17 protein-coding genes are annotated in these 20,106 nt (G+C 62.6%); 7 read left to right on the top strand and 10 right to left on the bottom strand.

Annotated elements, in window-relative coordinates; genetic code table 11:
• Positions 1-57 precede the first annotated feature (57 nt).
• The 3 genes from thrS to Q0X18_RS04945 form a co-directional block, all read right to left on the bottom strand.
• Positions 58-2,016, bottom strand: coding sequence for a threonine--tRNA ligase (gene thrS, locus Q0X18_RS04935; RefSeq protein ID WP_297563000.1), 1,959 nt, complete (start codon positions 2,014-2,016; stop codon positions 58-60).
• A 627-nt stretch (positions 2,017-2,643) separates the two neighbouring features.
• Entirely contained in the window at positions 2,644-3,882 is a 1,239-nt protein-coding gene (locus Q0X18_RS04940) for an MFS transporter (RefSeq protein WP_297559302.1), read from the bottom strand.
• A 52-nt stretch (positions 3,883-3,934) separates the two neighbouring features.
• Complete coding sequence (locus Q0X18_RS04945) at positions 3,935-5,152, bottom strand: MFS transporter (protein WP_297559304.1); 1,218 nt, start codon at positions 5,150-5,152, stop codon at positions 3,935-3,937.
• A 25-nt stretch (positions 5,153-5,177) separates the two neighbouring features.
• On the opposite strand from Q0X18_RS04945, the gene Q0X18_RS04950 reads away from it, so the two are divergent.
• Positions 5,178-6,122, top strand: coding sequence for a hypothetical protein (locus Q0X18_RS04950; protein ID WP_297563002.1), 945 nt, complete (start codon positions 5,178-5,180; stop codon positions 6,120-6,122).
• A gap of 83 nt (positions 6,123-6,205) precedes the next feature.
• Here the strand turns inward: Q0X18_RS04950 and sixA are convergent, their stop codons facing one another.
• Both sixA and Q0X18_RS04960 read right to left on the bottom strand, forming a co-directional pair.
• Complete coding sequence (gene sixA, locus Q0X18_RS04955) at positions 6,206-6,679, bottom strand: phosphohistidine phosphatase SixA (protein ID WP_297559306.1); 474 nt, start codon at positions 6,677-6,679, stop codon at positions 6,206-6,208.
• 2 nt (positions 6,680-6,681) lie between these two features.
• The gene (locus tag Q0X18_RS04960; protein ID WP_297559308.1) at positions 6,682-8,247 is read right to left on the bottom strand and encodes a Ppx/GppA phosphatase family protein; all 1,566 of its coding nucleotides are present in this window, start codon (positions 8,245-8,247) and stop codon (positions 6,682-6,684) included.
• A 197-nt stretch (positions 8,248-8,444) separates the two neighbouring features.
• Here Q0X18_RS04960 and Q0X18_RS04965 point away from each other — a divergent pair, with 197 nt between their 5' ends.
• Positions 8,445-10,328 carry a polyphosphate kinase gene (locus Q0X18_RS04965; RefSeq protein WP_297559310.1) on the top strand — a complete coding sequence of 628 codons (1,884 nt, stop codon included), beginning with the start codon at positions 8,445-8,447 and terminating at the stop codon, positions 10,326-10,328.
• Between the two features lie 52 nt (positions 10,329-10,380).
• Here the strand turns inward: Q0X18_RS04965 and Q0X18_RS04970 are convergent, their stop codons facing one another.
• Positions 10,381-11,115: a glycosyltransferase gene (locus tag Q0X18_RS04970; RefSeq protein ID WP_297559312.1), complete on the bottom strand. Its 735-nt coding sequence runs from the start codon at positions 11,113-11,115 to the stop codon at positions 10,381-10,383.
• 102 nt (positions 11,116-11,217) lie between these two features.
• Between Q0X18_RS04970 and surE the strand changes: the two genes are divergently transcribed.
• Entirely contained in the window at positions 11,218-11,952 is a 735-nt protein-coding gene (surE, locus tag Q0X18_RS04975; RefSeq protein WP_297563004.1) for a 5'/3'-nucleotidase SurE, read from the top strand.
• A 2-nt stretch (positions 11,953-11,954) separates the two neighbouring features.
• On the opposite strand, the gene ychF is transcribed toward surE, so the two are convergent.
• The 3 genes from ychF to Q0X18_RS04990 form a co-directional block, all read right to left on the bottom strand.
• Positions 11,955-13,073: a redox-regulated ATPase YchF gene (gene ychF, locus Q0X18_RS04980; RefSeq protein WP_297559314.1), complete on the bottom strand. Its 1,119-nt coding sequence runs from the start codon at positions 13,071-13,073 to the stop codon at positions 11,955-11,957.
• 328 nt (positions 13,074-13,401) lie between these two features.
• Positions 13,402-13,923, bottom strand: coding sequence for a DJ-1/PfpI family protein (locus Q0X18_RS04985; RefSeq protein WP_297559316.1), 522 nt, complete (start codon positions 13,921-13,923; stop codon positions 13,402-13,404).
• A gap of 31 nt (positions 13,924-13,954) precedes the next feature.
• Complete coding sequence (locus tag Q0X18_RS04990; protein WP_297559318.1) at positions 13,955-15,463, bottom strand: S10 family peptidase; 1,509 nt, start codon at positions 15,461-15,463, stop codon at positions 13,955-13,957.
• A gap of 68 nt (positions 15,464-15,531) precedes the next feature.
• On the opposite strand from Q0X18_RS04990, the gene Q0X18_RS04995 reads away from it, so the two are divergent.
• Positions 15,532-16,248 (top strand): hypothetical protein, encoded by a 717-nt coding sequence (locus Q0X18_RS04995; RefSeq protein WP_297559320.1) that lies wholly within the window; start codon positions 15,532-15,534, stop codon positions 16,246-16,248.
• 57 nt (positions 16,249-16,305) lie between these two features.
• A complete protein-coding gene (locus tag Q0X18_RS05000) occupies positions 16,306-17,574 on the top strand; it encodes a S41 family peptidase (RefSeq protein WP_297559322.1) in 1,269 nt (422 codons plus the stop codon).
• 20 nt (positions 17,575-17,594) lie between these two features.
• Here Q0X18_RS05000 and Q0X18_RS05005 read toward each other — a convergent pair whose 3' ends face one another.
• Positions 17,595-17,999 carry a thioesterase family protein gene (locus Q0X18_RS05005; RefSeq protein ID WP_297559324.1) on the bottom strand — a complete coding sequence of 135 codons (405 nt, stop codon included), beginning with the start codon at positions 17,997-17,999 and terminating at the stop codon, positions 17,595-17,597.
• Between the two features lie 38 nt (positions 18,000-18,037).
• Between Q0X18_RS05005 and Q0X18_RS05010 the strand changes: the two genes are divergently transcribed.
• Together Q0X18_RS05010 and Q0X18_RS05015 are read left to right on the top strand one after the other, a co-directional pair.
• Positions 18,038-19,801 (top strand): M3 family oligoendopeptidase, encoded by a 1,764-nt coding sequence (locus Q0X18_RS05010; protein WP_297559327.1) that lies wholly within the window; start codon positions 18,038-18,040, stop codon positions 19,799-19,801.
• 85 nt (positions 19,802-19,886) lie between these two features.
• Positions 19,887-20,081, top strand: a complete 195-nt coding sequence (locus Q0X18_RS05015; protein WP_024050097.1) for a hypothetical protein — start codon at positions 19,887-19,889, stop codon at positions 20,079-20,081.
• The last annotated feature ends 25 nt before the right edge of the window (positions 20,082-20,106 follow it).

A 20,106-nucleotide genomic window follows, 5' to 3' on the forward strand; every position in this document is an offset into this window, starting at 1 on the left:
CCCAAATCCAAAAGAATCTCCAGGGCTATAAGCAATTCTGCCCTGGAGATTCTTGCCTTATTTGCGGGCTTCAACCCGCTGCTTCATCTCGTCTATTAGGGCTGCTATTGCCAGCGTCCGCTGCTCCTTTACGTGCCGCTCGCGCACATTAACCGCGCCAGCCTCGGCTTCTTTGTCGCCTACCACCAGAATCAGGGGGATTTTTTGCAGCTCGGCGTCGCGGATTTTGGCGTTCATGCGTTCGCTGCGGTCGTCAATCTCCACGCGGAGCTTGTTTTTGCGCATCTCGGCGGCTACTTTCTGGGCATACTCCAGATGCCGGTCGGCAATTGGCACAATCACGGCCTGGATGGGGGAGAGCCACAGCGGAAAGTCGCCGGCGGTGTGCTCCAGGTAAAACGCAAAGAAGCGGTCGAAGCTACCCATGATGGCGCGGTGGATCACCACCGGGGTTTCTTTTTCGCCTTTTTCGTTGGTGAACTCGAGGCCAAAGCGCTCGGGCACGATAAAGTCGAGCTGGTTGGTGGCGATGGTGTCCTCCTTGCCCAGCACGCTCCTGATTTGCACGTCGAGCTTGGGGCCGTAGAAGGTGGCCTCACCGATGCCCTCCACATACTTGGCCCCGGTCTCTTCCAGGGCCGCCCGGATGGCCTTGATGGAGTCGCGCCAGTTGTCGTTTTCCTCGCCAAACTTTTCGGGGTTGTTTTCGAAGTCGGGCAGGGAGAGGCGGAACCAGTAGTCCGAGATGCCGAAGTCCTTGTAGACCTCGTCAAAAAGCTGAATGACCCGGATAAACTCCTCGGTGACCTGGGCCCTCGAGCAGTAAATATGCGCGTCGTTCTGGGTGAAGCCCCGCGCCCGCGTTAGGCCCGAGAGGGTGCCCGAAAGCTCGAAGCGGTAGACCGTGCCGAACTCGGCCAGCCTGAGCGGCAGGTCGCGGTAGCTCTTGGGCCGGGCCTTGTAAATCATGTGGTGGTGTGGACAGTTCATGGGCTTGAGGTAGTACTCTTCTCCCTCAATTTCGATGGGGGCGTACATGTCGTCTTTGTAGTAGGGCAGGTGGCCCGAGGTGTAGTAAAGCCGGGCGTTGGCAATGTGCGGCGTATACACATAGTGGTAGCCGTGCTCCTGCTCCTTTTTGTACATGTAGTCTTCCATCTGCTTGCGAATAAAAGCGCCTCGAGGCAGCCAAAGCGGCAGACCCTTGCCGACTTCCTCGCTGATGGTAAACAGATCGAGTTCGGCACCGAGCCTGCGGTGGTCGCGGCGCTTGGCTTCCTCCTGCTGCCAGAGGTAGTGCTCGAGCTCTTCCTTGGTGCGGAAGGCAATACCATAGATGCGCTGGAGCATGGGGCGGCTCGAGTCGCCGCGCCAGTAGGCCCCGGCAATGCCGGTGAGTTTGAAGTGGGGTGGAATGCGGCCCGTGCTGGGCACGTGCGGGCCCCGGCATAGGTCGGTGAAGCCATATGTATCGTCGCCCTGCCTGTAAAAGCTCAGCTCTTCGGACTCAGGCAGATCTTGGATGAGCTCGGTCTTGTAGGGATCCACGCCAGCATATCGCTTGAGGGCTTCCTCGCGTGGAAGTACAAAGCGCTCGAGGGGCAGATCGGCGGCCACAATCCGACGCATTTTCTCCTCGATGATTGGTAGATCCTCCTCGCGAATGGGCTCGGGAGCGTCAATGTCGTAATAGAAGCCGTTTTCAATCACCGGGCCAATCGCCAGCTTGACCTCTTCAGGTCTGTAACCCCGTTCGGTGTATAGCTCCCGTACCGCCTGGGCCATCACGTGGGCCAGGGTGTGGCGGAAAAGCCGGGCGTACTCGGGATCTTTTTCGGTCAGAATCCGCAGTTCGGCCTCGGGCGGTAAGGGCTTGAGTAGGTCGTACAGCTCTCCATTAACAATAGCGCCAATGGCAGCTTTGGCCAGACCGGGGCCAATGGCTTTCGCGGCGTCAGCAGCGGTGGCGCCGGATTGAAGTTCCAGTTTTCGTCCATCGGGAAGCACTACCATAATCACCTCAAAAAAAACCCCGGCCCTTCAACTACGAGCCGGGAGAACCTCAGCTGCCTTGCGGCTAGAAGCTCTCCCCAGGTCTGGTAGTAGGCCGAGACCTCATCTTGTGTAGAAGTGTACGTCTGTAAAGGGGAAGCGTCAAATGTGTTGATCAAACACACTGAAGCAAACGCAGTCTCGAACCCAAAAACTTAATGGTTCCTGGTTGCGTGAAGATATTTACTGAGTATAAATTTAAGAACGAAGCTACTCAACATAAACGGGCAGACAACGGGATTCTTTGAGCTTCGGGCGCGTTTTGAAATATTGTACCGAGTAAAAACTTCGTGCAATATCTTTGGTGAGCACAATCTTGACATTTTGTCAATGGGTTTACAACCATAACTTGATGAGATATCGTTACGCCAAGAGGAAAAGCATGAAAAAGGTGACCGCCCGAATCCTCATCTGGAACGACTAAATTGTCCCATCTCGAGAGGCAATTTTTTACCCGGTGGACGTTACGTCTGCTGGGTTTTTGAGTTAACCCAAGGGACTCTGTACAACCATCGCCTGACCCCGGCCTGAAGGGCTCCCCAGCATTGTTGGTTCTAGCCGTGGGGTCTCTTTTCCACGGGCGAAAGCGCGTTAAGTCTCTAGAGCATCCGGCAGCCCCTTCAAGCCGCGGATAGGAGAAAAGTAGAGCCAGGTAAAAGAAAATATAGCGATGAGCCCGGCAATCAAGGTGGCTTGGCGGATGCCCAACCACTCGGCCAGCAGTCCGCCCAGAATACCCCCCAGCGATCCCAGCCCAATACCCACGAACTGGCTGGTACCACCCACCCGCCCCAGCAGATGGCGGGGGGTTCGGGCCTGGCGAATGCTGACCACATTGACATTGCGCACTACCGTAGAGACGGCTTTTATAAACAAGATGAGGCTGACCAGAAAGGCTGCCACGATGGGTGGGGCCTGAACCAGTGCGAAGGCCACCCCGGTCAGGGAGGAAATTAGTTGCATGCGAATGACAATCCCTCCCATGCCCAGCCAATTGGTGAACCGCGCAGCAGTTAGAGCGCCGACCAGCGCACCCAGCCCCACCACACCAAAAATGACGCCAATCCAGGCCGGCGGTATTTCCAGCACCCGGCTGAGAAACAGAATCTGAAGGCCGGCCAACATGCCGATGTGCAGGTTGAAGGTGGCGCTCGAGAGCACCAGGGCGCGAAGGTAACCGTCCGAAAAGACCAGGCGCAGACCTTCGCCCACCTCGCTCAGCAGGAGCTTAGGGCTGCGCACCTGCTGCGACTCGCTGCTGGGGATGCGCTGAATCAACAAAGCCGAGACCCAGTACAAGAAAGCGTTGAGCAGAACCGTGAGGGGAGCCCCAATGGCTTGAACCAGCAGGCCGGCCACCCCCGGCCCGGCCACCGTGGCAACCTGTCGGCTGCTCTCGAGCTGGCTGTTGGCTGCTATCAGATGCTCGCGCCCGGCGATGCTTGGCACAAAGGCACTTACCGAGAGGTCGAAGAATACCCGTAGCATTCCGTAGGCGAAGGCCACCACCCACAACCACTCAATGCTGAGCCAGCCCAGCCACCCGGCCAGGGGGATGGTGAGCAACAAGAGGCCCCGCCCGTAGTTGGCCCAGGCCATGATTCGTTTGGGAGAGCCCTGATCTATCCACACCCCGGCGAACAAAGTGATTACCAGCCAGGGCAGGGTTTGCAGTGTGGCCAGCAGGCCCATCTGACTTGGGCTGGCGTTCAGGGTGATGGCGGCCAGGAGGGGCAGCGCCACTTCCAGTATCACTGCGCCAAAGGTGACGCTGGTTTGCCCCCACAGGAGGTAGCGGAACTGAACGGGAATACCTTTTGGGGCTTCCATTGCGATCCCGCAAATCATATGCCAATGCGGGCGTTTATCCAAGTTTGGGCTATCAAACGCGTTCGAGCAGCTTCAGACGCCGGCCTGCGTACAGGGCCCAGGCATAGCAGATGGAAGCCACCACCATGGGCCCCACATACCCCACGCGGTCGGCCAGCAAGCCCCCCAGCACTGGCGAGAAGGCCAGCAAGCCCACGATGGTGTTGGAGAGGCCAATGTACGAACTGCGCGCATCGGTAGGGGCCAGGTTCACCAGGTAGGTGGCGGTGCCCACCCCGATGGAGGAGAGATAGGCACCCTGGAGCGCGAAGACCACCCAGAAGGCTGTGTGGGGCAGCAGCAAGGCCAGGATGGGGGTTACTGCGCCCAGTGCCGCACCAATCAGGATCAGGCTGCGTGAGCCATAGCGCCTCGAGACCTGCACCCACAGCAGGTTGGAAAGCACCGAGGAAAGGGTGTAGACCATCAGGTAGGTTCCAATTTCGCCCTTGTGGCCCAGCACCCGCACAGCGTACGCAGCGAAGAAAGGCTCGACCATGCTGGCAATCGCCAGCAACACGCGCACCCTCAAGAATCGCCGGAAGTAAAAGTCGCGAAACGGCAGACCGAGGGAGATGCGCTCGCTGTGGGTTTCTTTGTCGGGGGGTTCGTCAATCAGGCCGAAGAGGTGCCAGCCGTAGGCAAAAGCCAGGGTGCCCAGCGTAAAGAGGATGGCATAGGGGTAGGGAAAAGGCAGGGGCAGATCGAGGATAAGGCGCACCAGGAAACCGGCCCCAAAGGCCAGCAACCCCCCTACCAGGTTGCGAACCGAGAACAGCGCGCTCCGGCGCTCCATGGGAATGGTTTTGCCGATGGTTTCCCAGAAAGGCAGGCTCGAGAACCCGGTAAAAAACCCGTTGAGGGCCAGGCCTACCACAAACACCCACAGGAGCAGGTCGGGGCGCTGGCCCAGGAAAAACCCGCCCAGGGCCACGATGCCCAGGCTGGCTACCCGAAGCAAGGCCATCCGGCGGTAGAGCGCAACCTTGACCGGCAGCCGGGCCACATAGGGGGCGACGAAGACCTGCGGCACCATGGAGCCGGCGTTGAGCAGGGCCGGCATCAGGCCAATGACCCAGTTGGCTGCGCCCAGCTTGGCGGCAAAAGAGGCCAGCACGATGGAGCCGTTGAAGAAAGCGTCGCCCAAGAGCACAAACCAACCATTGAGCATTGCCAAACGGTAATTGCGGTCTTTGAGGTCTAGAATATCGGGCGTGTCGGTCTTGGTCATTCCTACGCTGGGCCCCTTTCACATGCTGCACCCCCGCTACAACGGGGTGACGGTGCTTGAACTGATTCGGGCATACCAGCCCGAGAAGATTTTCCTGGCCTCGTATGGCCCTGAAGAGCTGGCGGCGCAGAGCTGGCGCGACCAGAACGAGCTTCCATTGTTCCACGTTTTGCCCTGGGCCGAAAGTGCAGGCATACCCGTGGAGGCGCTGGACTACCAGGCCCACCTCAAGCTCGAGGCCGAGCGGTTCAAGGAAGCCCTGGGCCAGTATCCCAAAGGGCAGCAGATTTTGAGCCAGGTACAGCCCCTCGAGGACAACCTCAAATGGGTGCTGACGAACCCCCGCACCCCGGAGGATTTTGCCCAGGAATCGGTGTTAGAGGCGTTGCGGGCCTACCACCAGGGCTATGTGCAGGTATTTGGTGAAGGGCCGGCCACCGGCTTTCGGCGGGAGCGCATGGCCCAGGTAGCCCTGCGCCTGGCTTCTCAAGAGGGTTCCCTGGCTGTGCTGGTGGACGTGCTCGAGTATCCCTGGCTGCTCCTGGCTCTTCCAGCAGAGCGGGTTGTGCTGCCGAGCACCCACACCCCTACCGAGCTAGAACGCCAGCGCAGCGTGCTGGATCGGGCCTGGCAACTGAACGAGTCGGACGACTGGGGGGTTCTATTGCAACAACTACAGGAGGTGGAAGGCCCCGAGGCCCTGTACTGCGCGGCCCAGATCTACCTGGCGGCGGGCCAGCCGCAGGATGCCTATCAACTGCTGGAAGAGCTTGTCCACACCGACTTTCAGCACCCAGCCTACCTGCCGGGTTACGCCCTGGCCCGGTATGGGCAGCTCGCCGACTGGGTGGGCCAGCGCGATAAGGCCCTGCGCGCCTATAAGGCCGTACTGGGGCTCTCCTGGGTTCCCCAGGAGGCCCGGGAAATTGCCCTGGCCGGCCAGAAGACCCCCTTTAGGCTCGAGCGATAAAGTTTCTACTCCCTTCGGTCGGCTTGAATCCTTCACCTCTGGCTGCGCATGGCGGTGAAGGATTCAAGCGGAAACGGTATCACTCACTGCCCCAGCCGGCGCAATAGCCGGGGAGCCCAGAACCCCAGCAGCTTCATCTGGCCGGGTTTGGGCGGGCCTTCCAGCAGGGCCACCCCACCTTTTTTGAAGGGGAAAGCCTGGCCTTCCCGGCGGGCGGTGAGAAGCCAGGCGCACAGCTTGCTAATCCAGGGCTCGTGCCCTACCAGGGCCACCGACGACCCCTGAAGGGTCTGGAGTAGTTCCATGCTAGGCTCGGCGGCCAGGTAGGGGGTGACCTCGGTCTCACCTTCCAGCAGCGGCACCAGCAGTTCGGCGGTTTGCACGGCCCGTAGCTTGGGGCTGTGGTAGAGCCGGTCGAGCCGAACCCCCAGGCGTTTTAGCCCCCGAACCACCTCGCTAAACTTCTGGATGCCTTCCTCCGAGAGTGGGCGGGCGTCGTCGGACTGGCCGGGCGCGGCCTCGAGCGCGATGGCATGGCGTATCAGGTAAAGCTCCACGGCTAACCTCGAGGCCCCCATTCTACCAGTAGCTCGCGTCCAAAGGCCTGCTGGAATAGCCTGGCTTGCTTGCGGGTCTCGGTCAGTTCTACCCAGGGTTCTTCCTGGGCCAGAAGGGTTAGGCGCACCTGCTTGCTACCGATTTCCACCTCCAGGCCCTCCACCCGGCCCACCCGGCTGCGCTCGAGGTATTCGCTGATGCGCAGGAGGGTGGCCAGCCGCAACAGGCGCTTGTGGTCGCCATCCTGCAACACCGATTTGTAGGCCCCAGGCCGGGGTTCGCCCTTGCGGTGGTAGCGTACCAGCAGGCCCAGCAAAACCTGCTCGCGATGGGTGAGGCCGGGAATGGCCGCGCTCATCACCAGGTACTCGCCGTGCTTGTGGTGGTCGTAGTAGCCCACGCTCATGCCAATATCGTGCAGCAGGGCAGCCTCGTCCAGGAGCTGCTCCTCGGCCTTACCATAGCCGTGTAGCGGCTCCAAAAGGCGGAACAGCAAGCGACAAAAATGGCGAACCCTGGCGGTATGACCGTATTCTTGGGGGTAGTGGGCAAACAGGTTGCGTATGTAAAACCCCCGCACGTCGCCCAGCAGATGGGGGGTGGGTAGAAATTCGCGGTAGAAAGCGCCCTCCCGTACCCCCTGCCCCGATATCCACAGGCCATCCAGACCGGCTTCCCGCAGCACCGTGCGGTAGACCAGCCCACCGGCCACAATCACGTCGGCGCGGTCGGACTGGAGGCCCTCGAGCTGCCGCCGCTGCTCGAGGGTGCGCTGGGCCAGCAGGGCCACCACCTCCTCGAGCGCCTCGCGGGTCAGAAAGTAGCCGTGCACCAGGTCGAGGGGGTAGTCCATGCGCCGCTGGGCTAGCTTGGCCAGGTTGCGTACCGTGCCGCCCATGGCCACCAGCGGCAGGGGGTTCTGGCGCACCTGGGCCAGCACCTCCTTCATCTCTTTGCGTACAAAACGCTCGAGGTCTTCGATCTCCCCCTTCTTGGGCGGGTTCGACCCCAGAAACATCTCGGTCAGGCGCACCGCACCCAGGGGATAAGCCCGTCCTTCACGGTAAGCCCGCCCCTCCATCAGCGAGAGCTGGGCGCTGCCCCCGCCCAGATCCATCACCCAGGCGTCCTGAAAGTTGAAGGAGTTGGCCACCGCCAGCACCCCGTAGCGGGCCTCGTCCTCGCCGGAAAGCACCTGCACCTGGAGCCCCAACCTGCGCACTTCACGCAAGAACTCCGGGCCGTTTTCCGCGTCGCGGCTGGCGCTGGTGGCAATCACCCTCAGCTCGTCGAGGTCGGTGGCCTGGGCAAAGTCGGCGTAGAGCTTGAGGGCCGACAAAGCCCGCTGAATCCCGCTCTCGCTCAGGCGGCCCTGGGTGGCCAGCCCCTCGCCCAGCCGCACAGTCTCCCGTATCTCGTCTATCAGCCGAAAATGCCTACCCGGCTCGTAGGCATATACCACCAGCCGCGCGGTTCCCGAACCCAGGTCTACGATGCCCAGCCGTTGCACCGCCCCATCGTAGAGGCTAAGCGTTATCGGCTCAAGTTCTGTCAAGGGTAGGGCCATGTATGCGGTGTAATGCGGCCAGGTCAAGAGGGCATCATTCCGCGCTGATGAAGTGGACGGCAACCGAGTTTGGGTTGTCTGACTCCGCGCTTCTCTTCTCTCCCATCGAACGATAAACTCAGGCCAGGGTGAAAAAATCTAAGATCAAAAAGCAAGCATTGCAATTTCCTGACACGGCCCGCCCAGACTTGGAGGCGATGCCCCAAAAGCCTAAAGCCCCTCGCTATGTGGCAACCCAGATAAGCCAGGAAGCGAGCTGGCTTTCCTTCAACCGGCGGGTTTTGGAGCAGACCCGGCGGCCCGATTTTCCGCTGCTGGAGCGGCTGCGTTTTCTGGGGATATGGGCCTCGAACCTCGACGAGTTTTTCTCCGCCCGGATTTCACGGGCTTTTGCCGAGGAGCGGGGAACTTCGGGCTATCGGGAATTGATGAAGGAGGCCCTGGATCAGGCTGAAGAGGCCGGTCGGCTGTACCTCGAGTTCCTCAAGGATCTGGCTGGGCTTGGTATCCACATCCTCGAGCCCTCCCAGCTCACCAAGGCCGAAAAGCAGTATTTCGGGGCCTACCTGGCCGAGGAAGTGGCCCCGCTCACCGATGTGATCCGGCCCGAGGCCATCCCTGAGCTGGCCAGCCAGGCCCTGTACTTTGCGTCGGGTGAAGGGTTGCTCCAGCACCTGATCCGGCTGCCCGAGAGCGTGCCCCGGCTGCTGGAAGTACCCGGACGCGAGGGGGGCTTCGTGCGCCTGGGTGCGCTGGTGCGTATGCGCAGCGACCTGTTTCTGCCCGTCAACCAGAAGCTGCCGCTTTATGAGTTTCGCCTGATCCGCTTGGCCCAGCTGGCCCGCTCCCGCGCCGACTGGGACGAACTACCCGAGGCCCTCGAGGCCCGCCTGGACGGGCAGGTGAGCCACCTCGAGCTCGAGGAAGACTTCCCCCCCTTATGGGCCGAGACCCTCCGGGTGGCCCTGGGACTCGAGCCCTGGGAGGTCTTCCGCATCGCCCCGCCCCTCGACCTGAGCTTTGTGAGCACCATCGTTGCGCGAGGCCCGGCTAGCGAGAAGTTCAAACCCATTACCATTGAAAAACCCAAAGGCTTTGCCAAAGATCCCTTTACCTACCTGAACCGCCGCGACCTGCTGCTGTACCACCCCTTCGAGGACTACGGCGCGGTAGAGGCCTTTGCGCAGATGGCCGCCCAGGACCCCAAGGTGGAGGCCGTGCGGGCCACCCTGTACCGCATTGGCGAGGAGAACGGCATCGCTCAGTCGCTCATTCAGGCGGCCCGGGCCGGGAAGGATGTGGCGGTGCTCCTGGAGGGCCGGGCCCGCTTCGACGAGCTGGCCAACCTCGAGTGGAGCCTGCGCTTCGCCGGGGCGGGGGTGCGGGTGCTGCCCCTGCCCAGCAAAAAGGTGCATGCCAAAGCCCTCTATGTGCGCCGGGCCGGGCAGGCCTATGTGCACCTGGGCACCGGCAACTACAACCCCATCAACGGGCGACTCTACACCGACCTTTCACTCTTTACCGCCCAGCCCGAGCTAACCGCGGACGTGTGGGCCTTTTTCTCGGCCCTCGAGCAGCAGCAAGCCCCGGTGCTGTCTACCTTGCGCACGGGCTCCAGCATCCGCGACCTGCTTGTAGAAAGCATCCAGGCCGAGGCCCACAAGAAGGGCGAGATCATCCTGAAGTTCAACCACCTCACCGACCCGGCCGTTCTCCAGGCTCTGGAGGAGGCGCTTAACCGTGGAGCTAGGGTGCATCTGATTATTCGCAGCACCATTACCACCCTCTGGGAAGGGCTGGAGGTCAAGAGTCTGATAGGGCGCTTTTTGGAACATGCCCGCGTGGCCGCTTTCAAAAACAAGGGTAAGTGGCGGGTCTGGGCCGGTAGCGCCGACGCCATGCCGCGCAACCTCGACCGCCGCTATGAGCTGTTTTTCCCCATCCTGGACGCCCGCGCCAAGCGCAAGGTGCTGGAGATTTTGCAGGCCCAGGTTTTGGACGACCGCAACAGCTTTATCCTGACCCCTAGCGGGCAGGAGCGGCGCTGGGGAGGAAAGCGGGATGGGCAGCGGCTGGGCTGATACCGAGTCTGCAAGTGGGTGATGGATAAAGCACCACCTGCTTGCAGAGCCCTCAGGTGAGGGCAGCTTGGGTTGTGCCCGCGATTACTCGATGGTCTTTGAGGGTTATTCCAGCTAAGCCGTGTTTAGCACAGAGTTTATCGAGGTTTTTCTGGCGCTCCTGGACTCGAGCTGCGTACGACATGTTGGCCCCGTGCATGGCGACTGCCACGCCCCGACCCGGCAACTGAACGAGGGGGTAGCCCGCCGAGACCACCCGCAGATACCAGTCCCAGTCCCAGTAGTCCGACATCTCCGGGTCGAACAGCCCCAGTTGGTCGTGAAAGAAGCGGGGATAGGCCACGCCGGTAGCCAGCAGGAGGTTGTCGCTTCGGAGCGACTGGGGGCTGGCCTTGAAGTCGAAGGGGATGCGCTCCAGTTCCAGGCCATCGCGCTCCTGCACTAAATAGCCGCCCCGGTAGACCAGGCCGGCCTGCGTCCGCAGGGCGCGCACCACCCGGTGCAGGTGGGTGGGGTCGAGCCACCAGTCGTCGTCGTCCAGCAGGGCGATAACCTCGCCGGAGGCGTGGGCCAGCCCGGTATTTCGGGCCTCGACCTGGCCCTGGCCCTGGTTGCGCACCCCGACGATCCGGGGGTCGCGCAGGCTGTGGGCGGCCAGGAGGCCTGCCCCGTCGCCATCGTCCACCACCACAGCCTCCCAGTCGGGGTAGAGCTGGAGCTGGAGTGAGCGCAGCGCCCGCAGCAGCAGTTGGGGGCGGTTGTAGGTGGGAATGAGCACGCTAACCATGCTTTGCCCTGACATTAAACCGGCTTTGTCAGGTGTTGTTGGTACGCCCCCTGACATTTGCTTGACCGACGCAAACCAAGCTCAGATTTGGTGAGGTAGATGATGCGAATCCTGGTTACCAACGACGACGGTATCTACAGCCCCGGCCTGCTGGCGCTGGCCGAGGTGGCTGCGGCCTTTGGGGAGGTGCGGGTGGTGGCGCCCGATGTGGAGCAGTCGGCCATGGGCCAGGCCATTACCATAACCCGACCCCTGCACTACCGCGCCACGCCCATGGGGGGCCTCGAGGCCTACCGTGTCAACGGTACGCCCGCCGACTGCGTGGTGCTGGGTACGCACCACTGGGACAAGGTGGACCTGGTGCTCTCCGGCATCAACCTGGGTTCCAACCTGGGCCACGAGATCTGGCACTCCGGCACGGTGGCGGCGGCCAAGCAGGCGGCTTTGCTAGGGATTCCGGCCATTGCCTTTAGCGCCCTCATGAATGGCCGGGAGCCCGAGTTTGATCTGCTGAAGCCGTGGGTGGGCAGGGTGCTCGAGGCCCTCCTACGCGAGCCCAGACCCTTCCTGATCAACGTCAACCTGCCGCCCAAACCCAAAGGTATTCTCTGGGCCCGGCAGTCGGTGCGGCGGTACGAGGGCCGGATTGTGCCCGGCACCGACCCCATGGGCCGGGCGCACTTCTGGTTTGTGGCCCACCCCGACCACGAGCCCGAGGAGGGCACCGACCGCTGGGCGGTGGGCCACAACTTTATCGCCCTAACCCCTCTGCGCCTCGACCTGACCGACGAGGCCCGTCTGAGCCAGACTTTTCAGCTGGCAGCCCTGGCCGACTGAGGCTAAACGTTAAACAGGATCAGCACCACGTCGCCGTCCTGCACCACGTAATCCTTGCCTTCGGTGCGCACCCAGCCCTTTTCCTTGGCGCTGGCCCAGCCGCCGGCCTCCACCAGCCTGTGCCACTCGATGACCTCGGCCCGGATGAAGCCGCGCTCGAGGTCGGAGTGGATCTCGCCGGCGGCCTGGGGGGCCTTGGTGCCTTTGCGGATGGTCCAGGCCCGCACCTCCTTTTCGCCGGCGGTGAAGAAGGTTTGCAGGCCCAGGGTGTGGTAGGCGGTGCGCACCAGCCGGTTGAGCCCCGACTCCTCCAGGCCCAGAGCGCGCAGGTACTCCTGGGCCTCCTCCTCGGAGAGTTCGGCCAGCTCGGCCTCGATCTTGGCCGAGACCACTACCACCTCGGCCCCCTCCCGCTCGGCCACTTCGCGCACTTTTTGCACGTGGGGGTTCTGAGCGCCCTCCGGCAGGTCTTCCTCGGCCACGTTGCATACGTAAATTACCGGCTTGTAGGTGAGCAGGCCAAGTTCGCGGGCCGCCCGGGCCAGCAGCTCGGGGTCGGCCCCGGTGTAGGTGCGGATGGGCTGGCCCTGGGAGAGGTGCGCCATAAGGGGCTCGAGCGTCTCCAGGAGGGCTTTGTCGTCCTTGTCGCTTTTGGCGCTTTTGCGCAGTTTGTCCAGGCGTTTCTCGATGGTCTGGAGGTCGGCCAGGGCCAGCTCGGTGTTGATGGTCTCGAGGTCGTCCAGGGGGTCTACCTTACCCGCCACGTGCACCACGTTGGGGTCTTCGAAGCAGCGCACCACGTGGGCGATGGCCGCCACCTCGCGGATGTTGGCCAGGAACTGGTTGCCCAGCCCCTCGCCTTTGTGCGCGCCCTTGACCAGACCGGCGATGTCCACAAACTCCACGTGGGTAGGCACGATGGGCGGCACCCGCTCGCCCTTGATAAAGAGCTTTTGCAAGGCGTTCAGGCGGGGGTCGGGCAGGGTGACCACCCCCACGTTCTTGTCAATGGTGGCAAAGGGGTAGTTGGCCGCAAGAGCGCCCGCTTTGGTGATGGCGTTAAACAGCGTGGATTTGCCCACATTGGGAAGACCGACGATTCCGACTCCGAGCGATGCCATGGGTTTCCTCTGGTCAGGCCCTCCGGCCTGCACACAAGCGAACATTCTACCCCAGGGAAGGCCAAAGCCCCAAGCCCGGCCCGGTAAAAGCAGTCTCGAGGGGGTGCTGATGGTGGCGGTGCTGTCGGGCTGGCAGCGGTGTTGTTGATGTTGCAATTTGGCCTCGATACCCAAAACCCGCCTAAACAGCCCGCCGATGTGCTAACCGATGAGAGCTACGTGCCGGTCGCTCTGCTGGCAATGGTCGAGATCGCCGGTCTGGCAAGAGCAGTCTTGCTTTATGTCGCTCCGCAGGATTACATGGATGGCCGAACAACCCAGGGCACTCTCAACCGACTAGGCCAAGGTGGGCCCTGGCCTCCTCGGCAAAGCCGGCCCAGTCCAGCACGGCCCTGGCCAGGGCCAGGTAGCCCTGGGTGGTGCAGACCTTGCCCTGCCAGTGATGGGGTGCTTTGCTGCGTTCTAGAGCAGTTCCCGCCAGCGCCTCTGCGGCGATGGGGTGGGCGGCCACCTGGCCCGAAACATGGCCGGCCTCCCACAGCAGCAAAGCGCCGTTGGCCCCGGCGAACACCGCCCGCAGGCTGCCCCACACCTCGTTGAGCCAGTCCTGGTGCTCGAGGTCGCGCCCCAGCTTGCGCATGTTGGGGCCGCCGGGTATCACCAGCACGTCCAGCTCGGGGCGTGCCACAAAGGTGTACTTGGGTGTCCAGACCGCACCGGCGCTGCCCTCGAGCGCGGTGCGGCCCCGCGCCACGGTAAACCGCTCCCAGCCCAAAAGCCGGGCAGCCTCCATCACCAGTGCCGCCTCGGCTTCCAGGAACCCCGGTGTGAGTAAAACGCCTAAACGCATGGGCTCATGCTAGGGAGTGCCTGTTGAGGGGTCAAGTTTTTGAGCGGGACGCTTTGCGCTTGGGCTGGCCTGGGATCGTTCTTTGGATGAACTTCTTCAGGTCGGCGGCCTGCTGGGCCAGCGAGGGCAGGTGCACGTACATCATGTGGCCGGCGGGGTAGTAGTGCACCTGGAGGTTTTTTTGCAGGTGGGGCTCGAGGCTCAGGTGGTTGAGGGTGTAGTCGGTGGCGAAATAAGGCGTAGCCAGGTCGTAGTAGCCGCTGCCCACGTACACCTGTAAAAAAGGGTTCATGGAGATGGCCTTGCGCAGGGTTTCAGCCACGTTCAGGTACTGGTTCTCGAACTCCTTGTAGCTCCAGTTGGTGTACAGGTTGGACAGAATTTCGTAGGGCAGGTCGCTCTGGAAGCCCAGCTCCTGCCGCACGTACTGGTTGAGGGTAGCGGTATAGGGCCCCTGGATGGCGGCGTAGCTGGGGTCGTACTCAAAGGTGGCCCCGGCGGCGTCGCGGTCGGTGCCGGTGAAGCGGCTGTCCAGCCGTCCCACGGTTTTGCGTTCGGCGCGCAGGAGTTCTTTGGTAAAGCGCATGATCTCGAGGCGCAGGTTGCAGGCCTGCACATACGCCTCCGAGAGGCCGGTGTAGCGTGCGAGCTGCTGGGCGATGCGCTTCTGCTCGGTGGCCGGTAGCTTGCTGCCCTGCATCAGGGCCAGGGTGTACTCGCCCAGGGCGAAGGCCTCCACTTCTTTGAGGAGGGCCTCGAGCGGCTTTTGTTGCAGGTCTCTGGGCAGTTTGCGGTGATACCAGGCGGTGGCGCTAAAGGTGGGCAGGAACAGGATGTGCGGCAGGTCGTTGCCGGGGTTGAAGCGGGCGGTGCTGAAGTCCAGGATGCTGCTCACCAGCATGATGCCGTTCAGGTACATCCCGTGCCGCTCTTGCAGGTACCCCGACAGGCCCGCCGCCCGGGTGGTGCCGTAGCTCTCGCCAATCAGGTACTTGGGGCTGGCCCAGCGCCCGTAGCGGTGGGTGTAGAGGCGGATGAACTCCCCGACGCTCTCGAGGTCGCGCTTGAAGCCGTGGTACTCCCTGGTTTTCTCGCCCTCGAGCATGCGGCTGTAGCCGGTGCCCACCGGGTCAATAAACACCAGGTCGCTCACCTCGAGCAGGGTGTGCTCGTTGTCCACCAGCCGGTACGGGGGTGGTGTAAGCGCCCCGGCGTCGCCCATCTCCACCCGCTTGGGCCCCAGGAGCCCCAGGTGCAGCCAGACCGAGGACGAACCCGGCCCCCCGTTGAACGAGAAGGTGATGGGGCGCTGGCCCGGGTCAGTTGTGTCGTCCTTGGTGTAGGCCACAAAAAAAACCGTGGCCCTGGGTTTGTGCCCTTCGGCGGTGCCCTCTTTTTCCGACTCCTCGCGCAGCACCATGGTTCCGCAGGTCACGCGGTAGCGCAGCTCCCTGCCGGCGATTCGGATGCTGTGTTGGGTGATGGAGAGCTGGTCTTGCGGCGCGGGCTTCTGGTCGGGGGTTTTGGTTTCTTCCGGCATGGAGATACTATATCCTGTCCTATTCGGGGCTTATCCGCTACAAAGAATCCTGCGCTACCCTATGCCAGATGACCTCGAGCTGGAAGTACCTTGCAGGTTTTGTGTTGATGAGCACACTGGCCCTAGCCCAGGTAGCCCCCGATGCAGCGCAGGTGCTGGAGAAGATGCGCCAGGCTCACGGGGGACAGGCCCTGGCAAACTTACGTACCTACCGTGAGGTTGCCACCCTCACCACTTTTTCCGGGCCGCAAGCCGAGCATCGGTTGACGGTGGTTTCGTATGTGGACTTTTTGTCCCAAAGGTTACGGGTGGAGTACCGGGATGGCGCTAACCTGATTCAGGTGCTCCAGGTATCGCCTGCAGGGGGCCAGAGCTGGAGCGCTATATCGGGTCGCAAGGCCCTCGAGTCCACCCTCACCAAAGAACTGCGTAATGGGCTTTACCAGACCTGGTACGGCCTGCGCTTAGGCGGAAACGGGCGTGAAATGGCACGGCTTGAAGGCAGGCGCACGTTTGGCGACGTGACCGGGCAAGCGGTGGTGGTGCGTACCCAGGGCAGCCAAACCACCTACCTTTTCAATGCCCAACATCAGCTTGTTGCCGAGCGCTACCAGAACAGCCAGGGTCAGCTAACGGTGCTCTACTCCGACCTGCGCCTGGTTTCAGGCATACGCATTCCTTTCCGGGCCCGCTTGTATGCCGACGGCGATCTGTTCGCTGAGGTCGCGGTGCAAGAGGCCCGGGTCAACCCAACACTGGGGCCTGAGACCTTCAAGCTACCTTGATGGGTCAAGATGTAATCCAAGCAACCCATCCCTGCGAATTTGGCGCAAAAATAAATCATGGACAGCCGGCGGCTTTGGGGGGTTGTATGGGTGCTGTGGGCGGGGCTGGCGCTGGCCAGCCCGGCGCAGGATCTGCTCGACGAGGTAAGCCGTTTGCTGGGCGATTACTACGGCGGGTTTTCCCAGGTCAGGCTGCAGGAACTCAAACAGAAGTACCAGGGGGAGCTGGAGAAGGTCTGTGCCCAGGAGGTGAGCTGCCCCAGCAACAAAGCCTATCCGCTTATTCAGGCCCTGGTGGCCGACTATGGCGACCGGCACACCCGCTACTTCACCCCCGAAGACTACGCCGAGATTCAAAGGCGGCTGGCCGGAAGCAGCAGCAGCCGCCCCCAACTGGGGGTGCAGCTCCAGGTGGTCTCGGGGCTGGAAGGTCTCCTGGTGGTGGAAGTAAGCGCCCAAACCCCCGCCGAGGAGGCCGGGTTGCGCCGGGGTGACCGCATTCTGGCTATCAACGGCGAGGCGCTGCCCCAGGCCGAAGGCGAGCGCATGGAATTTTTGCGCGAGCGGGTGGCCTCGGGAGCCCCCCTCAAACTGACCGTCCAGCGGGCCCAGCAGCGCCTGGAGCTCGAGGTACTCCCCCGCATTATCTCCCTGCGGCAGTTGCCCACCCTCAGCCTCCGGCCCGATGGGGTGGCGGTCTTGCGCATCCCTTCCTTTGGCGGCTACCAGCAGGTAGGGCCGCGAATCCATGAGCTGGTACGGCAGGCCCAGGCTGCAGGGGCCCAGGCCATGGTCATAGACCTGCGCAACAACGGCGGCGGGGTGCTGAGCGAGTGTCTGGTGGGGGCCGGGGCCTTTGTGAAGGAGACCTACCGCCGCTTGCAGGATAACCTGCGGGCCAGCGAGCAGGGCTATAAAGATGGCTACTACTACTTTCGCTCGGGAGGCCGGGAACGCCCACAGTACGAGGTGCAGGCCGCCTACTGGACGGGCCCGGTGGTGGTGCTGGTGAACGAGCGCACCGCCTCGTGCGCCGAGTACTTCACCTTCGACCTGCAAGAGGGCCGCCAGGCCCCGGTCATCGGCCAGCCGACCGCTGGTGTGGGCAACACCGCCACGGTCTTCCTGCGCCTGAGCGATGGCTCGGGTCTGCAGATCACCACCTCGAGGGCCCAGCGCAAAGACGGCAGCTACTACCCCGAGCGGGTAACCCCCACCCTGAACCTTTCCGACGACTGGTACGCCCTGGCCGAAGGGCGCGATCTGCTGCTGGAGAAAGCCGTCGAACTCTTGATGAGTGCGGATGTTGGCCTGGAGCGGGAGTAGGGACGGCCAGGGTTCGGCCTTTACAAACCCTCTACCGGTTCGCTCTCCATAGCCCGGATGGCCTGGCGCAGCCAGTCGGGAATGCGGGCGGGTTTGCCATCCTCGAGCCAGACCACCACCACCTTGATGCGGGCGGCCAGCTCCCCGCTGGCCCAGGTCTCGCTCAGGGTGCGGAAGCTCGAGTTGCCCACCTTCTCCACCCGGATGGCAATTTCCACCGGCTCGGCAAACAGGATGGGGCGGATGTAATCCACCTCGGCCCGGGCCATGACAAAGTTGCCGCTGTCTATGGCCGCCCCAGCCCGGCGCAGGTAGTGGCCCCGGGCCACCTCGTCGTAGGTCAGATACACTGCGTTGTTGACGTGTTTGAGGGTGTCTAGGTCGCTAAAGCGTACTTCGATGGGAACGCGCACCGGAAACCGCATACCCCTGGATTCTATCCCGAGCGCCTATACTTGAGCCTATGAGCCAAGCCATCACCGAACTTCCAACCTGGGATCTGGACGCCTTGTTTCCGGGCTTCGAATCTGAAAAGTTCAAGTCTACCTGGCAGCAGGTGGCCGACCAGTTGCAGGATTTACAGGAGTTCATCGAAAGGCAGCGTATAGGCCGGGGCGATGCCGCCACCGACCGCGCCACCTTCGAGGCCCTGCTGGACAAGCTGAACACCTTTGGCGATACCCTGGGGCCCCTCTTTGCCTATGTGCTGATGCGGGTGGATACCGATAGCGCCGACGCGGAGGCCCAGGCCAAGCTTTCCGAGCTCGAGCTGCTCCATCTGGAGTTCCAGAAACTGCGCCCCCGCCTGCAACGCTGGCTGGCTGGCCTCGAGGCCGATGCGGTGGGTGCCGGCGATTACCGGATTCTCATCGAGGAAGCCCAAGTGCTGGCCCGGCACCTGATGTCGGAAGCAGAAGAGGTGCTGGCCGCCGAGCTTTCGCTCTCGGGGGGGCGGGCCTGGGTCAAGCTGCACGGCAACCTGACCAGCCAGATTACGGCGGTGTTGAATGGCGAGGAGCAGCCCATCACGGCGGTGCGCAACCTGGCCATGCACCCCGACGAGGCGGTGCGTAAAGCCGCCTACGAAGCCGAGCTAAAGGCCTGGAAAGCCAACGAAGTGGCCCTTGCAGCAGCCCTGAACGGCTACAAGGGCGAGGTCTCGACCCTCAACCGCAAGCGCGGCTGGGAAGACGACCTGGCCCCGGCCCTGTTTGAAAACCGCATTGGCCGCAAGACCCTCGAGGCCCTGCAACAGGCCATGGTGGAGAGCCTGCCCCACTGGCGGCGCTACTTTGCGGCCAAAGCCCGGGCCCTGGGCAAGGAGCGGCTGGACTGGTGGGACTTGTTCGCCCCCATCGTGCGGCCCGGCCAGACCCCCAAAAAGTGGAGCTGGGAAGAGGGCCGGCGCTTTATCGTGGAGCACCTGTCGGGCTTCTCGCAGGCCGCTGCCGATCTGGCCGAGCGGGCCTATGCCGAAGGCTGGATGGACGCCCCACCCCGCAAGGGCAAGGTGGGCGGGGCCTACTGCACCCCGGTGGGGCAGGGGGCCTCGCGCATCCTGCTCAACCACGAGGATAGCTTCGAGTCTATTTCCACCCTGGCCCACGAGCTGGGCCACGCCTACCACAACTACTGTTTGCGCGAGGTGCCCTATCTGTTGCGCCAGGAGCCCATGACCCTGGCCGAGACGGCCTCCATCATGAACGAGACCGTAATCGGGGAGGCCGCGCTTAGGGTGCTGCCGCCCGCCGACCAACTGGGGGTGCTCGAGGGCGGTTTGCAAAGTGCGGCCCAGGTGATCGTGGACATTCACTCGCGCTTCCTGTTCGAGCAGGCGGTGTTTGCCCGGCGGCGGGCGCGGGAGCTATCGGCCGAGGAGTTTTGTGACTTGATGCTCGAGGCCCAGCAGGCCACCTATGGCGAGGCCCTGGCTACCTACCATCCCTACATGTGGGCGGTAAAGGGCCACTACTACGGCTCCAACTTCTATAACTTCCCCTATGCCTTTGGGCTTTTGTTTGGGCTGGCCCTTTACCAGCGCTACCGGCAGGAAGGCCCGGGGTTTGTGGCCCGCTACGAGGAGCTGCTGGCCTCGGTGGGCAAGTACCCCGCCGAGCAACTGGCGGCCCGCTTTGGCTTCGATCTGGAGTCGGTGGCCTTTTGGCGGGAGGGGATGGCCGTGCTGCTGGCCCGCATCGAGCGTTTCGAGGCGTTGCTAAACCAATGATGGAAAATAAAATATAGCAAAATGTAAAACTTGTATTGACAGAATATAAAACCTTGGTTTATATTTAGAACCAAGGAGGGCGGTTATGTTTGGAAGCTTCAATCCAGATGAACTCGCAGTGGTCATCGCCGACAAAATCAAGGGCTATCACCGGGAGGCCGAACTGGAGGGACAGTTGCCCAAACACGCCCTTCGCCGCCGCATGGCCCGGCTGCTGCGGGCCTGGGCCGAGGCCCTCGAGCCCGCCCAGGGCCCAAAAGGCCGCCTGCGTGAAGCCTGAATCAAGCCGCAAAACTTTTCCGTGG

Source organism: Meiothermus sp. (assembly GCF_026004075.1).
Classification (GTDB): Bacteria; Deinococcota; Deinococci; order Deinococcales; family Thermaceae; genus Meiothermus.

Bases quoted from the DNA above. Each gene is read 5' to 3' on its own strand.
- Q0X18_RS04940 (WP_297559302.1), bottom strand. From the start codon at position 3,882: ATGGAAGCCCCAAAAGGTATTCCCGTTCAGTTCCGCTACCTCCTGTGG.
- Q0X18_RS04945 (WP_297559304.1), bottom strand. From the start codon at position 5,152: ATGACCAAGACCGACACGCCCGATATTCTAGACCTCAAAGACCGCAAT.
- Q0X18_RS04960 (WP_297559308.1), bottom strand. From the start codon at position 8,247: ATGGCCCTACCCTTGACAGAACTTGAGCCGATAACGCTTAGCCTCTAC.
- Q0X18_RS04965 (WP_297559310.1), top strand. From the start codon at position 8,445: ATGCCCCAAAAGCCTAAAGCCCCTCGCTATGTGGCAACCCAGATAAGC.
- Q0X18_RS04970 (WP_297559312.1), bottom strand. From the start codon at position 11,115: ATGGTTAGCGTGCTCATTCCCACCTACAACCGCCCCCAACTGCTGCTG.
- surE (WP_297563004.1), top strand. From the start codon at position 11,218: ATGCGAATCCTGGTTACCAACGACGACGGTATCTACAGCCCCGGCCTG.
- ychF (WP_297559314.1), bottom strand. From the start codon at position 13,073: ATGGCATCGCTCGGAGTCGGAATCGTCGGTCTTCCCAATGTGGGCAAA.
- Q0X18_RS04985 (WP_297559316.1), bottom strand. From the start codon at position 13,923: ATGCGTTTAGGCGTTTTACTCACACCGGGGTTCCTGGAAGCCGAGGCG.
- Q0X18_RS04990 (WP_297559318.1), bottom strand. From the start codon at position 15,463: ATGCCGGAAGAAACCAAAACCCCCGACCAGAAGCCCGCGCCGCAAGAC.
- Q0X18_RS04995 (WP_297559320.1), top strand. From the start codon at position 15,532: ATGACCTCGAGCTGGAAGTACCTTGCAGGTTTTGTGTTGATGAGCACA.
- Q0X18_RS05000 (WP_297559322.1), top strand. From the start codon at position 16,306: ATGGACAGCCGGCGGCTTTGGGGGGTTGTATGGGTGCTGTGGGCGGGG.
- Q0X18_RS05005 (WP_297559324.1), bottom strand. From the start codon at position 17,999: ATGCGGTTTCCGGTGCGCGTTCCCATCGAAGTACGCTTTAGCGACCTA.
- Q0X18_RS05010 (WP_297559327.1), top strand. From the start codon at position 18,038: ATGAGCCAAGCCATCACCGAACTTCCAACCTGGGATCTGGACGCCTTG.
- Q0X18_RS05015 (WP_024050097.1), top strand. From the start codon at position 19,887: ATGTTTGGAAGCTTCAATCCAGATGAACTCGCAGTGGTCATCGCCGAC.